Source organism: Burkholderia sp. BCC1998, assembly GCF_905339875.1.
Lineage (GTDB): Bacteria > Pseudomonadota > Gammaproteobacteria > Burkholderiales > Burkholderiaceae > Burkholderia.
Window position 1 is genome coordinate 28,817 of sequence record NZ_CAJPHE010000008.1, and the last position, 13,222, is coordinate 42,038.

Below are 13,222 nucleotides of genomic sequence, written 5' to 3' on the forward strand. Positions count from 1 at the left end.
CGCTCGACCGGCCGGTGGTCGGGAACGAGGAATCAAGCGAACGAGATCACGAGTTTCTTGCCACAAGCTGCCGCGTACTTGCGCAGCGTATCGATGGACGGTGAATGCTGGCCCGTTGCGAGTGCGCGCTCGAGTCGCGTCACTGCCGGTGCTTTGGTGCCCATGCGCTGGGCTACATCGGCTTGCGACAGGCCGGCGTCTCGCCGAGCAGCCAGCATCACGTCGAGCAGTGCGAGTTCTTCGCGGTTCAGTCGTTCGTATTCGGCGCGCACCTCGGGGTCGGACAGTGCCCGCGCGCGCAGTTCCTTATACGTTGCCATCTTGAACCTCCTTGAGTCGGTAGCGCGCGATCTCCAGTTCTTTCCGGGGCGTCTTTTGCGTCTTCTTCACGAAACAATGAAGCATGACGATACGCCGATCGACGATCGCGCAATAGAACACTCTGGCGATACCTTCGGCGCCCTTCAGTCGCATTTCGTACAGCCCGTTTCCCATTGACTGGGTATGCGGCTCGCCAAGATTCGGGCCGTACTGCTCCATGCGATCAGCGAGCGCAAAGAAACGGGCAAGCAGCGTCGTCGGTAACGTGACGACCCCCGTCTCTACGCGCGCATTGAAGAATTGAATTTCGTACGCGTTAGCTGGCATGATAACAAATATGTTATGTTCGTGCAAGTGCGGAGTTCGCCCGCGACTGTGTACGCGGGCGGGCGTTCGGTGCGTTCGAAGCGTCGTTACGTCGCTCGGGGATTGCTGTCAGGAAGGGGGTGTTCGACGAGACTCGGATGGCCTGAATCGGGCGAGGTGTGCGATTCGGTATCGGCGCGGGTGGCGCACGTTGGAAGCTGCGGCGTGGAGAGGTCGATCATGGAAGTCCCTTTATGCCGGACACGCGTGAACGCGCGTGAAAGGGAGGTCAGTTTGGGAGCGAGCGTGGAGCGGGTCAATTGACCGGACGGCCGATGATTCGATGCGCCGGTACAGTCGATCGCCAATGGATTCGCTGCTTTTCGGTGCGACGACGAACGCATGTCATGCGATCACGCGCGAATCACGCGCACGCCACCGCGCCGATCACTGCTTCCGGCAAGCCACCTGATAATCGATCACGGTATTCGCCGACGGCGTGTCCGGCTCGCCGCCGGCCGTCGTCACGCCGAGCACGCCGGACGCGCTCCGATACCGCAGCGCGCAATAGCCCATGCCGGTGCCCGAGCACGCTTCGGCTTCGATGATCCCGTGCTTCGCGAGCGTCGCCGCGCCGTCCATCGGGTCCGGCTTCTCGTGCGGACGCAGCGGCTGCCATCCACGCGAGATCAGAATCTTGCGCGCCACGTCGAGCGGCTTGCCGTACACGTTGGGCACGACCGCACGGCCGCGACAGTACGTGCGTTGCGCCGCGACCGCGGTCAGGCGCAAGCCGCCATTTTCTTCGCGCAGCTCGGCGACGGGCGCCGACGGGCCGTCGCCGCCCCAGACCAGCAGCGCGCCGCTTTCCAGCTGCTCGACCGAGCCGAGCTGCCAGCCGGCCGAGCGTGCCGTATAGCCGAGCGCGACGAGCGTCGTGCCGTCGAAGACGCCGATGTTCGCGTTGCGCGCAAAACAGATCGCGCTCGTCCCCGGCTTGAACCCGCTCGCGAACGTGACGACGGTGTAGCGGCCGAGCGGCGCTTCAGAAGTCACGATCCAGCCGAGCTTCGCGACGTCGCGGCCAGCCGCGGTGGCGGTCTTCGCGCGATATTGCGCGCAGAACGCGTCGAGCGTGCCGTGTTCCGGCGAGCGCGGCAGCGCGCCGAGCGGAACCAGGGACGCGCCGGCGATATCGGAGGCCGCACGCAGCGTCTCGGCCGACGCTGCACCGCCGGGTGCGACGCACGCGAGTACCGCGATCGATGCGATGCGGCGGGCAAACAGCGGGACAGTCATGCGATGCACGTGGATGGTCTCCGGGAAAGAACGGGGAGTCGCGATGGTCGCGGTTTTCCGCGCAGGTGTCACGACGGCAAGCGGTGCACGAGACGGCGGCGTCAGTGCGCCGCTCCGTCCTGATGCAGCACCTTCTCGAACAGCGCTTGTGCGCGTTCGGCGGACATCCCGTTGTGGAATACGCTCGGCTCGCCTTCGTGCCATTCGTCGCATTGCGCGCATGGAAACCGGAATGTGGCCATGCGTGACCTCGTCGGAACCGTGAGGTGTGGCAGTGACGGACGCGCGGTGAAGCGCGCGACGGGCGCGAGCCGCTGCGGCGCGTCGACCCGCAGCGTACCCGCCCGTCGCCCGGCGCTCAGGCCTTCGCGACCACGTCGATCCGCAGCGCTTCGCCGCCGTCGACGATCGCGAGCAGACGGTCGACGTTCGGGTGCGCGCCCGGGCGGTTGCGCGCGTCGGCGGTGTGCTCCGCGAACACGGCGAGGCCGTGCTCGGCGGCCTTCGCGTCAAGCGCACCGAACGCCTGCTTCAGGTAGTTGTACACCGCGAGCGAGCCCTGCTTGCCCGGCTGGTTCTCGATGCTCGCGACCACGTCGCCGTTCGCGCCGACGAGATCGATGCGCGCGACGCCGTCGATGGCCGGCAGTTGCGCGATGTTGTCCTTGAATACTGGGGTCGGTTGAATCACTGAAAACACTCCGTCGGTTCGATAAGGGGCGACGCGGCCCGTATCTTAGCCGATCGGGCGTTGCGTTTCGCGCGGCCCGTGCGCGAGACGATGCAGGGCGCGCGCGGTGGGTGCGGTGGGTGCGGCCGTGCGGGACGAAGCATGACCTGGAGAGGCGGTCATCGGTGTTCTCCAGGTTATCCGCCGCACCGACGCGCGGCGGCAATGAAGCGGATTCAGGGAAGTGCGGCACGCAGTGACGAGCGATCTCGACGCGGTTCGCGTCACGCAGGCCGCCGCGCGTTATCGCCGGGCAACGTCCATCGACATGCCGGCCTCACGCGAGCGCTCGATGTCCGGGCTGCGATACGCGCGCTCGGGAATCTCGGCGAGCCGCGACGTATGCACCTGATGCGGCGCCAGGCCGTAGAACTTCTGGAAGCTCATGATCAGCGGCGACCATTTGTCGGGATCGATGTGGTCCGGATGGCCGTCAGCCAGCAGATCCGGATGCACGTGCACACGCTGGATGCGCAGCTCGAATACGGTGATCTTTCCGCGCAGGTCGGGCGTGTCGTCGCCGATCCCGTGCGAGGCCGCGACGACGGCCTCCATGTGCACCGGGCATTCGAGCGCGCGCGGCGGCGCGACGGTCTGCGACGCCGCCTCGGTGAGCCCGGCCGTGCCGAACTTGTCGGGTTCGAACACGTAACCTTTTGCCCGCTTCCCGTCGGGCACCGGATACGTGCCCGTCGTGCGCGCGATCCGGTCGACCGCGTGCGCCTGCGCCGACGACGGCAGGTTCAGCACGCATTCGCCCGCGCGCAGCAGGTTGCGCGTGGTCTGCGAACTGGCGGCGATGCCGATCACGCCGCGCCAGCCGAGCCAGAACGCGGACGAGATCGGTGCGAGATTGGCCGTGCCGTTTTCGTTCAGCGTGCTGACCAGCACGACGGGCGTGCCGAAATAGAGGATGTTCGGTTCGGTGACGCGATGCGGAGCATTCATGGTCGGCGCCTTCGTTGATGGATCGGTCCTCATGCTGATCCTGTCGCGGCGGCGCGGCGCTCCGGATCTTGTCATGTCATTCCGCCGCCGCGCGCAGGTGGTGTACGCGTCTGCCGGAGCCCGCCGACATCGCGCGCGCTTTTCCGCTACAGTAGGAAATCGCAGGCCGAGCCCGCCGCATCACGCAGGCGCGCGCGGCCATGTTCCGCCAACGCTCACGAGGGCCTGATGGATACCGAGCAACGCTACACCGCCAATGCGCCGACGCGCGCGGAAGTCGACGCACTGGGCGGCGCAACCGTCATCGAATTCGGTGCGAACTGGTGCGGGATCTGCGCGAGTGCGCAGCCCGCGATCGTCGCGTCGTTTTCCGCGCATCCCGCCGTGCGTCACCTGAAGATCGAGGATGGCCCGGGCCGCCCGCTCGGCCGCTCGTTCGGCGTGAAGCTGTGGCCGACGCTGGTGTTCCTGCGCGACGGTGTCGAGGTCGCGCGCGTCGTGCGCCCGTCCGACGCTAAGCAGATCGAAGCCGACGGCTTCGCCGCATTCGCCTGAGGTCGACATCATGCAACAGGCCATCACGCACATCGGCGTCGACGCGCGCGGGAGCGGCCTCGTCGAGTTCACGCCGCAGGTGCGCGCATTCGTCGACCAGCAGGCGATCCGCACCGGGCTGCTGACCGTGTTCTGCCGCCATACGTCCGCGTCGCTGCTGATCCAGGAGAACGCGGATCCGTCGGTGCAGCGCGATCTCGAACGCTATTTCGCGACGCTCGCGCCCGAGGACGACACGCGCTACGAGCACGACACCGAAGGGCCCGACGACATGCCCGCGCATCTGCGTACGGCGCTGACGCAGGTGCAGCTGTCGATTCCGGTCGAGCACGGGCGCATGGTGCTCGGCACGTGGCAGGGCATCTACCTGTTCGAGCATCGCCGTGCCGCACACCGGCGCGACATCGTGCTGCATCTGATCGGCGAATGAGTATCGACGGGTGACGCGGCGCAGCGCGCGATGCGATGCCGTGCGCAGGCGCACACGCTATCGCGGGCTTACGCGAGCAGCTTTTCGACGAGCGCGCCGAGTTCGCGCAGGTGGACAGGCTTCGGCAGGAATTCGTCGAATACCTGCTTGTTTTCGCGCAGCGCCGCCGACTCATACGCGCTGACACCGAGGATCGCCGGATGGCGGCCGTCGTCGTCGGGTTGCGCCACCGCCCGAATGCGCCGCGCGACTTCGAAGCCGCTCAGGTCCGGCAGTTCGAGATCGAGCACGACGATGTCGTAGCGGCCGGTGCCGAAGCGCGCGACGCCTTCCTGTCCGGTGCCGCACAGATCGGCCTCGATGCCGAGCGCCGACAGCATCGCGCCGAGCGTTTCGCGTGCGTTGTCGTTGTCGTCGACCACCAGCGCGCGCCGGTCCCGGTGCTCGGTCGCGGGCGGCAGTGCGGAGGCATCCCCGGCCGCATGGCCGGCCGTGTCGATGCCCGGCACTTCGGCCGGCAGCGTCACGACGAACTCGCTGCCTTCGCCCACCGTGCTGCGCACGTCCACATGCCCGCGCAGCGTCGTCACGATCTCGCGCACGACGGCGAGCCCCATGCCGATTCCGTCCACGTGCAGCCCGACCGCGTCGTTCGCGCGATAGAACGGCTCGAAGATCTTCGACAGGTGTTGTTTCGCGATGCCGGCGCCCGTGTCGCGCACGGCGATTTTCAATTGCTGGCCGGCCGGCGCGTCGGCGAGCGTGATCGACACGTCGATCGATCCGCCGGCCGTGTACTTGACCGAATTCTCGATCAGGTTCGACAGCACCTGACGCAACAGCTTGCGATCGGAGCGGATCGCGAGATTGCCAGGCTCGACCTGCTGCGCGACCGCGATCCGTTTGGCCGCGATCTTCGCGCGCAGCGGATCGAGCACTTCGGCGAGCAGCGATGCGATGCCGACCGTTTCGGTTTCGGCGAGGCGCTTGGTCGAGCGCAGCTTGATGTAATCGGTCAGGTCCTTGACCAGCGCCTCGAGCGACGATGCGGAATTCTGCAGCCGCCGGATCGTCTTCAGGTTCGCGTCCGATTGCGGCCGTGCGAGCAGGATCTCGATCGATCCGCAGATCGCCTGCAGCGGCGTGCGCAGTTCATGGCTGACCATCCCGAGGAACGCGTTCTTCGCCTCGATCATCTCGAACGCGCGATCGGATGCCTTGCGCTCCGCATCGAGCGCCGCGTTCTGTCGTTCGAGCAGATCGTCGCGCGTGCGCATCGTATAGAACAGCAGCAGGAACAGTGCGCACAGGATCACGCCGAGGATGATGCCGAGCGACACGATCGCCTGCTGCTTTTCTCTCAGCTGATGGAACGTGAAGTCGCGCTGCGCCATCTCGATCGCACGGAAGTCGTTCGCGAGGCCGTTGACCTTCGGCCAGTACGTACTGACCTCGTCGATCACGCGCTGTGCGCCGCCCGGCGCGCTGCGCAGCAACGGCACTTCCTGCCTCAGGCGCGTCATGAATTCGCCGAGCGCCGCGATCTGGGCGCGGGCACGCGGGATGCGCAGCCAGTATTCGGACACCTCGGACGGCCGCTGCAGGAACCCGAACGACACCGACAGGCTGTCGAGCTGCATCTGCACGTGGTCGAAGTCGTCGTCCACGTGCGTCGCGTAGAGGATCAGCTGGCGGTCGAAGCGCGTGTAGACGTTGCGGTATTGCGCGGCGGTCCAGAACACGCCTTCACGCGGTCCTTCGAGCACGCCCTCGTTGACCGACGTCGCGAGCAGGTCCCACAGCAGGAACGCCCATGCGGCGAATCCCAGGATCCACAGCGATCCCAGGACCAGGATGATTTTTCTGTTCTTCCACCGCCCGCGCTTCATGTCGCGCGCTTACTTCACGGTCAGGCCGATGATCTGCCACGCGAACTTGGCTTCGCCGAGCGGCGTCTTGAGCTCGTCCGGATACTGGTCGCGCGGATACATGATCCACAGCGGGCCGTAGTTGTCGTTGCCGAGCACCTTGCCGTTCATCGTGCGCGCGAGGATCACGCCGTACTTGTCGGCATCCGACACGGGGATCGTGAACGTGTATTCGTCGATGCAGCGGAACTCGATCTGCGTGCCGTGCGCGTCGACGGCCTTCAGCACGTCGGACAGGCGCGGGCCGGTGAAGGTCGCCTTCGGCGTCCAGCTCGTCGACGTGACGATCGTGTACTGCGGCAGCGCCATCAGCGCCTGCTCGGTAAAGACGAACATGGTCTTGCCGGGCTGGTTGCTGCGGCCGATCTTGCCGTCGACGGTGAACGTGAACGACGCGGCCCAGCTCGCGGCAGCGATGCCGAGCAGGCCGGCCGTGACCAGGCTTTTGATCCAGATGGTCGAAACGCGCATGTCTTTCCTTCGGTCGTGTGCGTGTGGTGGTGGGTTTTCGCCGTGGTCTCAGCTCGCGGCGGCGGCCGTGGCGGACGGCAGCGTGATCTTCAGTTCGCGCGCGACTTCGGCGAACAGGATCGGCAGGCGCACCGGCTTTTCCTCGCAGCGTGCGTTGTAATGCGACACGATGTGCGCGATTTCGTCCTCGCTCGCCTCGCCGGTGGAGATCTTGCCGGTCAGCAGGAAGATCGGCGCGTCGCCGTTCTCGCTCGAGCGGATGCCGCGCACGAGCTCGGCGGCCGTCTGGTCGCCCAGCATCCAGTCGAGGATGTAGCCGTCGAAATCCTCGACTTCCAGCGCCTTGCGGAACGATGCGCCGTCGTAGTAAGGAATCGCGTTCACGCCTTTTTCGATGAAATATTCGCACACGGTTTCGGCGACGTCCTGCGAATCGTCGACCACCGCGATCCGCGCCGCGTAGACGGTCGGCTGGCTCGAGCGCAGTTCGATCACGTCGACCGGATAGAGGCGGCCTTCGCGTGCGTGCTGGCGTTCGGTGACGATCCATTCGCCCTGCCACTGCAGCGCGACGAAATCCGTTTCGATCTGGCTGCTGGCCTTCGCCGAGATCGCCGCGCGGCAGCGAAAGCGGCGCGACTCGATCACGAGCGTCGCGTCGATCATCTCGGCGGCGGCCGGCTGCGTGCCCTTGTCGTCGAGCAGGATCGCGGGCGGCACGCCGAAGTGCGTCGCGATGTCCTGCAACTGCGACAGGTTCCACGGGATCAGGCCTTTCATCTTGCGCGTGACGACCGAGAAACTGAGGCCCAGCACGTTCGCGATCGTGGTGTTGTGGCTGCGCGGCGGAATGCCGTTGCGCGTCAGCAGATCGTGCACCTTGGTGGCGGTGATGAGATCGACGTTGGCCTGCTCGCTATTGGGCATCTCGATGGGGTCTCCTGAGGTTGAGCGACGAAGAGCATATTCAAAAGTGACGCAATACGCAAACTTTGAAAATGCGAATCACCTTGACATGCCATTTTTCTCCATTATTATTGCTCACCACGTCACTATTGTTTGTCGCGTCATGTTTGGAGGCCGGTGTCGACACATTCGGCCCGGCGAAAAGCGGCAGCCAGCGCGTGACTGAACGATTCGAAGAGAGCCAAAGAGAGCCTGAGAGAGCCTTGGACTGCGTGTCGGCGTGGGTGAATTGTATTCGCCTCGCCGCGCGCAAGCCGGGTACGCGCTCGCGGGGGCGGGATCGTGCGAAGCAATACGGCGCGAATAAGACGTGGGGAAAAAAGCGCGAAATGGTTCGCCGGTTACTCGCACCGGAGTTGCTGTTGCTATTGACCGCGTGTGCGCGGGATCCGTCCGTCACCGGCAATACCGTGCGGATCTGCGATGACATAGGGTGTTTGGATCGCCCTGAAGTTTAGGTTTCCTATCAAAAGAAGGGCGATCCGGATGACCGCGAGGATCCGCTCATCGTGTCGCTGAAGCAGGCCGCGAAGACTCAGCCGAAGCCTGCCTATGACCTCGAGTGATTTCCGCGGCGACGGCGTGTGCCAGGCCGCCGCGCGTCGGGTGTGTCGGCACGCGGCCGGGACGCACCCCGCCGCGGCCTTTCGCGGCTTCGAATCTAGGTCAAGTTCTAAATGACGCTTCAATCGTAATTGACAAGTACGAAACGGTTCGGCCGGGGTGGACGCTCCCGCACGCGTTTGGCATTGTCGGAACTCATTTCACGTTTCCACTGGTGAGTTCCCGCAACATCGTGCGATCCGGATCGGCATCGTTCGGCGCCGCGGTGCTCGTCGCTCGTCATGCCGCAGAGTCCGCTCCAATCCCTGCGCCGCTATCTGAGCATTTCGGTGTTCGGTGGCGGCATCGTCGTTACGATCCTGGTCCTGATTGCATGCGGTCTCGGGATGGTGGCGATCATCTCGGGCCATGTCGAGGGCGAACGGCGCAATTACCTGAACGGGCTGGAGCAGACGCTCAACGAGATCCAGGTGAGCGAGACGTCGTTCCGCAACGGCGTCGCGAACGCGCAGCTGATCTGGCGCGAAGCCGATAGCGCGCCCGCGTCGGACGTCGACGCGTTCTTTCGCGACGGCCAGCGCGTCGCGATCCGGCCGCATCCGTCGCTCGTGCTCGGCGTGCCCGGGCGAACCGGCGATCGCGCCGAGGTGGCGCGCTACCTGTCGCTGTCGGTGCTGCTGTCGCGCATCTGCGCGGCGAGTTCGATCAATCGCGGGCGCACGCTGGAGGGTTACCACTACAGCACGCGCACGGGCATGTTCGGGCTGGTGCCGAACCGGAATCCCGACGATCCCGCGCTGGCATCGCCCGACGCGCGCGCCCGCGTGCTCGATGCGCTGCACATCGATTTCGCGCGCGCGTATCCGCCGATCGTCGATGCCCGGCCGCACGTGCGCTGGCTGCCGCCGTTCACCGATCCCGTGTCCGGGCAGCCGCGCATCCGGATCGCGGCCGAAGCGCGCGACAACGGCAGGACGTTCGCCGTGCTCGTGACCGAATATTCCCCCGATTACCTGCTGTCGTGGCTGGCCGATTACCGCCCCGGCGGCGCGTTCTACATCACGACGGCCGATGGCCGGCTCGTCGCGATGGATCCCGCCGCGGGCGATGCGGGCAGCACCGCGCGCCTGCTGGAACTGGCGCCGTGGCGCGGTCGCGCGTCGTCGGGGGCGCCCGTGTTCCGCGACGGCTTCCTGCTGTTTCACGGCCGGCTCGAATCGACCGGCTGGACGTTCGCGTATGCGCTGTCGTGGGCCGACGTCGCGGCCGGCGTCGCGCGTTCGGCCGGCACGCTGCTGGCGGCAACGCTGCTGACGCTCACCGTCATGTGGGGATTGCTGCTGCGTTTTCACCGACGCGAGTTCGCGCCGCTCTATGCGCGTTCGCAGCGCGTGTTCGACAGCGAGGCGCTGTGCCGCAGCGTGATCGAGATGGCGCCGATCGGGCTCGGGCTGATCGCGCGCGACGACGGACATTTCCTGCTCGCGAGCCCCGCGCTGAGGGAGATGGTCGCGCGGTTCGGCGGCGACTTTCACGCGCTGTCGAACCAGGTGGCCGCCGCGTGGCAGGCGCACGTCGCGAGCGGCGGCGACGGCGTGCTGCACGACGATCTCGTGCTGGGCGGCGGCGAGGACGCGCATCTGCACCTCGAATTCATCGCATGCGGCGCGCGCTATCAGGGGACGGACGTGCTGATTGCCGCAGTCGCGGACACGACCGCGAAGCATCAACTGATGCAGAAGCTCGAGGAGGCCGTGCGCGCGGCCGACTCGGCGAACGCCGCGAAATCGTCGTTTCTCGCGGCGACGAGTCATGAAATCCGCACGCCGCTGAACGTGATCCTCGGCAACCTCGAACTGCTCGAGCGCTCGGCGCTCGACGCGGTACAACATGGCCGGGTCGGCACGCTGCGCACGTCGGCGACGAGCCTGCTCGCGCTCGTCAACGACATTCTCGATTTTTCGAAGATCGAGGCCGGTGCGATGCAGGTCGAGTCGATCGAATTCGATGCGATCGCGGCGGTCGCGCGCGAGTTGAGCGCGTTCGCGCCGATCGCGAAGGCGAAGGGGCTGCAACTGTTCTGCGAAGTCGACGCAGCCGACACGCAACCGATGCGCGGCGATCCGACGCGGTTCGCGCAGGTACTCGGCAACCTGCTGAACAATGCGATCAAGTTCACGAGCGCGGGCCGCGTGACCGTGCGCGTGGCGGTCGTCGAGGAAGGCAAAGGCGCGCCGGGGTTGTCGGTCGCGATCGAGGACACGGGAATCGGCATCGCGGCCGAGCATCGGCACAAGCTGTTCAGCGCGTTCTCGCAGGTCGATTCGTCGATCACGCGGCGCTATGGCGGCACGGGGCTCGGGCTCGCGCTGTGCCAACGGCTCGTCGCGGCGATGGGCGGCCGCATCGAGGTGGCGAGCGAGCCGGGCGTCGGCAGTTGCTTCACGGTTCTTCTGCCGCTCGGCGTGGATGTCGCCGCGTCCGGCAGGCCGGCTCGCGCGCGTGCGCTGACGTTCGTCGCCGCCGATCCCGAGTGGCGTGCGTTCGCGTTGCCGCATCTGCGTGCATGGGGATTCGACATCGACGTGTACGACAGTCCGTCGAGCCTGCCGGCCGGCGTGGCCGGGCCGGTCGTGCTGTTCGGCGATCCCGATGCCTGGTCGCATGCGGAACTGGATCGCTTGCGCGACTGCGCGCCGCTGATTCTTGCGACACGCGACGGCCCGCTCGAACCGTACCGGACGGGCGGCACGGTGCGCGTGTCGAGCTATTCGCTCGGCGGTCTGCGTGCGGCGCTGGCCGATGACGAGTCGTCGGGCGACGCTTCGCCGGGTGATGCTTCGTCGGGCGACGCTTCGCCGCCGAACGACCACGCGATGCCGCGCGGCGGCGGCCGTGCATTGCGCGTGCTGGTCGCCGACGACGTCGCCGTCAACGGCTCGATTTTCCGCGAGCAGCTGCAGGCGCTCGGCTGCGCGGCGGCCGAGGTCGAGTCGGGGCGTGCCGCGCTCGAATCGCTGGCCGGCGGCGGCTGGGACGTGCTGCTGATCGGTGCAGACCTGCCCGACATGTGCGCCCACGTGCTCGCCGAGGCTGCGCGCAGCGCGGCAGGTTGCGACGTGCTGGTCGTGACGTCGCACCTGACGCCGGACGGCATGCGCCGCTGCGCGGCGGCCGGCGTGCGGCGCGTCCTGACGAAGCCCGTGACGCTCGCGCATCTGCGCGCCGCGCTCGCGCAGCACGACAGCGGCATGCCGTGGCTTAGGCGGCCTGCCGAGCGCGCGACGGCGCTGCGTGACGAGTAAGCGGTTGTCGAGCGATCGACCGCCGTGAATGCAGCGAATGCAGCAAATGCAGCACATGCAGCAAATGCACCAAACGCAGCAAACGCGGCAAACGCGGCAAACGCGGCAAACGCAGCAAATGCGGCAAACGCGGCAAATGCGGCAAACGCGCGAAGCGCTTTGTCGCGGCCCGAAATGAAACAGGCAGGATGCCGGCGGACGCCGCACGGCACATTTCACATCAACCTGGGAGGGGAACGCCGTGCGTCACGCATGGAAGATATTCGCACTGCTGCTCGAGTTCGCCGCGCTTTCCGAGAAGGGCCGCCGGGAATTCCTGACGCTGATGAACGAGTTTCTACTGATGTCGCCGGCGCAGAAACGACGCGCGATCAACGAATGGAAGAGCAGGACGGATGGCGACTCGCCCGATCTGCCGGGCGATTCGGGCCGGCCGTAGCGCGTCCTCCTGCGGGCTGCGCGCCGTGACCTTGCCGCCGCGTCGCGCGCAACGGACCGACGTGCGTTCGACCCGGACGGAAGCGCTTCGGGAATTATCTTAAAATCGAGTCACTTTTTATCCGGCGAGCCGATCACGGCCAATCGTCGACGCGATGGTGCGAGCATGCTTGCCGTCGCGGCGGGAAACCGGATGCATGACTGCAAGCCTCGGGATACAAGAACATGGACGAATTCTTTGTGCGCGTGATGGTGGCCGACGATCATCCGGCGTCCGCGCTCGGCATGTCGCAGGCGCTTCAGGGCAACAGCACGATCCGGCTCGTCGGCACCGTATCGAATTCGACGGATCTGGTCGCCGCGCTCGACGCGCAGCAGAGCGACGTGCTGGTGCTGGATTACGTGATGCCGGGCGGCAAGTACGGCGACGGCCTCGGGCTGCTGTCGTTCCTGCAGCGCCGCTTTCCCGCGCTGCATATCGTGACGATCACGATGATCGACAATCCGAGCGTGCTGTATGCGATTCACCGGCAGGGCGTGAGCTGCATCCTCAGCAAGTCCGACGCGATCTCGCACCTGATCGGCGCCGTGCATGCGGCCTATGTCGGCGCGAACTACATGTCGCCGCACGTCAAGCAGCTGCTGCAGGACATCGATACGACGCCGATCGCCCGTGCGCTGACGACGCGCGAGATCGAGGTCGTGCGGTTGTTCTGCGCCGGCTACACGGTCGGCGAGATCGCCGCGCAGCTCCATCGCAGCAAGCAGACCATCAGCTCGCAGAAGTCGAGTGCGATGAAGAAGCTCGGCATCGTCCGCGATGCCGATCTGATTCGCTATGCCGACGAGGGGAAGCTCCCCGACGCGTCGGCGTCGCCCGCGCCGGGCACACCGGGCGCACCCGAATAGCGTGGCCGGCCGGTCGCGCCGGCCATGCGCGGCACGCCCGCCATCCTCATCA

At 66.4% G+C, this 13,222-nt stretch carries 14 protein-coding genes and 1 pseudogene; 6 read left to right on the plus strand and 9 right to left on the minus strand.

Going from position 1 to position 13,222, the window contains the following annotated elements:
• Positions 1 to 32: 32 nt before the first annotated feature.
• The 6 genes from U5A56_RS16045 to U5A56_RS16070 form a co-directional block, all read right to left on the minus strand.
• On the minus strand, positions 33 to 320 hold the full coding sequence (locus U5A56_RS16045; RefSeq protein ID WP_044845424.1) for a helix-turn-helix domain-containing protein: 288 nt from the start codon (positions 318 to 320) through the stop codon (positions 33 to 35).
• On the minus strand, positions 307 to 675 hold the full coding sequence (locus U5A56_RS16050) for a type II toxin-antitoxin system RelE/ParE family toxin (protein ID WP_415749152.1): 369 nt from the start codon (positions 673 to 675) through the stop codon (positions 307 to 309). The genes U5A56_RS16045 and U5A56_RS16050 overlap by 14 nt, the downstream gene beginning before the upstream one ends.
• A 399-nt stretch (positions 676 to 1,074) precedes the next feature.
• Entirely contained in the window at positions 1,075 to 1,926 is an 852-nt protein-coding gene (locus tag U5A56_RS16055) for a hypothetical protein (RefSeq protein ID WP_321923342.1), read from the minus strand.
• A 101-nt stretch (positions 1,927 to 2,027) separates the two neighbouring features.
• Positions 2,028 to 2,168, minus strand: a complete 141-nt coding sequence (locus tag U5A56_RS16060; RefSeq protein WP_321810616.1) for a hypothetical protein — start codon at positions 2,166 to 2,168, stop codon at positions 2,028 to 2,030.
• 116 nt (positions 2,169 to 2,284) lie between these two features.
• A complete protein-coding gene (locus U5A56_RS16065; protein ID WP_321923344.1) occupies positions 2,285 to 2,617 on the minus strand; it encodes a DUF2322 family protein in 333 nt (110 codons plus the stop codon).
• Positions 2,618 to 2,899: 282 nt separating this feature from the next.
• A complete protein-coding gene (locus U5A56_RS16070) occupies positions 2,900 to 3,604 on the minus strand; it encodes a flavin reductase family protein (protein WP_321796193.1) in 705 nt (234 codons plus the stop codon).
• A gap of 228 nt (positions 3,605 to 3,832) precedes the next feature.
• Here U5A56_RS16070 and U5A56_RS16075 point away from each other — a divergent pair, with 228 nt between their 5' ends.
• Together U5A56_RS16075 and U5A56_RS16080 are read left to right on the plus strand one after the other, a co-directional pair.
• Positions 3,833 to 4,159 (plus strand): thioredoxin family protein, encoded by a 327-nt coding sequence (locus U5A56_RS16075; RefSeq protein WP_321923345.1) that lies wholly within the window; start codon positions 3,833 to 3,835, stop codon positions 4,157 to 4,159.
• Positions 4,160 to 4,169: 10 nt separating this feature from the next.
• The gene (locus U5A56_RS16080) at positions 4,170 to 4,589 is read left to right on the plus strand and encodes a secondary thiamine-phosphate synthase enzyme YjbQ (RefSeq protein WP_059605044.1); all 420 of its coding nucleotides are present in this window, start codon (positions 4,170 to 4,172) and stop codon (positions 4,587 to 4,589) included.
• A 68-nt stretch (positions 4,590 to 4,657) separates the two neighbouring features.
• On the opposite strand, the gene atsR is transcribed toward U5A56_RS16080, so the two are convergent.
• Genes atsR through U5A56_RS16095 form a run of 3 tightly spaced genes read right to left on the minus strand, consistent with a single transcriptional unit; the run spans position 4,658 to position 7,915 of the window.
• Positions 4,658 to 6,478 carry a hybrid sensor histidine kinase/response regulator AtsR gene (atsR, locus tag U5A56_RS16085; RefSeq protein WP_321923347.1) on the minus strand — a complete coding sequence of 607 codons (1,821 nt, stop codon included), beginning with the start codon at positions 6,476 to 6,478 and terminating at the stop codon, positions 4,658 to 4,660.
• A gap of 9 nt (positions 6,479 to 6,487) precedes the next feature.
• Positions 6,488 to 6,988 carry a molybdopterin-dependent oxidoreductase gene (locus U5A56_RS16090; protein WP_321810619.1) on the minus strand — a complete coding sequence of 167 codons (501 nt, stop codon included), beginning with the start codon at positions 6,986 to 6,988 and terminating at the stop codon, positions 6,488 to 6,490.
• Positions 6,989 to 7,036: 48 nt separating this feature from the next.
• Positions 7,037 to 7,915 (minus strand): response regulator, encoded by an 879-nt coding sequence (locus tag U5A56_RS16095; RefSeq protein ID WP_044845415.1) that lies wholly within the window; start codon positions 7,913 to 7,915, stop codon positions 7,037 to 7,039.
• Positions 7,916 to 8,283: 368 nt separating this feature from the next.
• Between U5A56_RS16095 and U5A56_RS16100 the strand changes: the two are divergent.
• From U5A56_RS16100 to U5A56_RS16115, 4 genes and pseudogenes are all read left to right on the plus strand, one after another.
• Positions 8,284 to 8,514: pseudogene (locus tag U5A56_RS16100) on the plus strand (sel1 repeat family protein); the annotation flags it as partial.
• Between the two features lie 285 nt (positions 8,515 to 8,799).
• Positions 8,800 to 11,823: an ATP-binding protein gene (locus tag U5A56_RS16105; RefSeq protein WP_321923349.1), complete on the plus strand. Its 3,024-nt coding sequence runs from the start codon at positions 8,800 to 8,802 to the stop codon at positions 11,821 to 11,823.
• 241 nt (positions 11,824 to 12,064) lie between these two features.
• Positions 12,065 to 12,262: a hypothetical protein gene (locus U5A56_RS16110; RefSeq protein WP_044845414.1), complete on the plus strand. Its 198-nt coding sequence runs from the start codon at positions 12,065 to 12,067 to the stop codon at positions 12,260 to 12,262.
• A gap of 224 nt (positions 12,263 to 12,486) precedes the next feature.
• A complete protein-coding gene (locus tag U5A56_RS16115) occupies positions 12,487 to 13,170 on the plus strand; it encodes a response regulator (protein WP_044845413.1) in 684 nt (227 codons plus the stop codon).
• Positions 13,171 to 13,222 lie beyond the last annotated feature (52 nt).

Excerpts from the sequence above, each read along its gene's own strand:
- U5A56_RS16090 (WP_321810619.1), bottom strand. The coding sequence starts at position 6,988 with ATGCGCGTTTCGACCATCTGGATCAAAAGCCTGGTCACGGCCGGCCTG.
- U5A56_RS16115 (WP_044845413.1), top strand. The coding sequence starts at position 12,487 with ATGGACGAATTCTTTGTGCGCGTGATGGTGGCCGACGATCATCCGGCG.
- U5A56_RS16075 (WP_321923345.1), top strand. The coding sequence starts at position 3,833 with ATGGATACCGAGCAACGCTACACCGCCAATGCGCCGACGCGCGCGGAA.
- U5A56_RS16095 (WP_044845415.1), bottom strand. The coding sequence starts at position 7,915 with ATGCCCAATAGCGAGCAGGCCAACGTCGATCTCATCACCGCCACCAAG.
- U5A56_RS16105 (WP_321923349.1), top strand. The coding sequence starts at position 8,800 with ATGCCGCAGAGTCCGCTCCAATCCCTGCGCCGCTATCTGAGCATTTCG.
- U5A56_RS16070 (WP_321796193.1), bottom strand. The coding sequence starts at position 3,604 with ATGAATGCTCCGCATCGCGTCACCGAACCGAACATCCTCTATTTCGGC.
- U5A56_RS16080 (WP_059605044.1), top strand. The coding sequence starts at position 4,170 with ATGCAACAGGCCATCACGCACATCGGCGTCGACGCGCGCGGGAGCGGC.
- U5A56_RS16060 (WP_321810616.1), bottom strand. The coding sequence starts at position 2,168 with ATGGCCACATTCCGGTTTCCATGCGCGCAATGCGACGAATGGCACGAA.
- atsR (WP_321923347.1), bottom strand. The coding sequence starts at position 6,478 with ATGAAGCGCGGGCGGTGGAAGAACAGAAAAATCATCCTGGTCCTGGGA.
- U5A56_RS16045 (WP_044845424.1), bottom strand. The coding sequence starts at position 320 with ATGGCAACGTATAAGGAACTGCGCGCGCGGGCACTGTCCGACCCCGAG.
- U5A56_RS16055 (WP_321923342.1), bottom strand. The coding sequence starts at position 1,926 with ATGACTGTCCCGCTGTTTGCCCGCCGCATCGCATCGATCGCGGTACTC.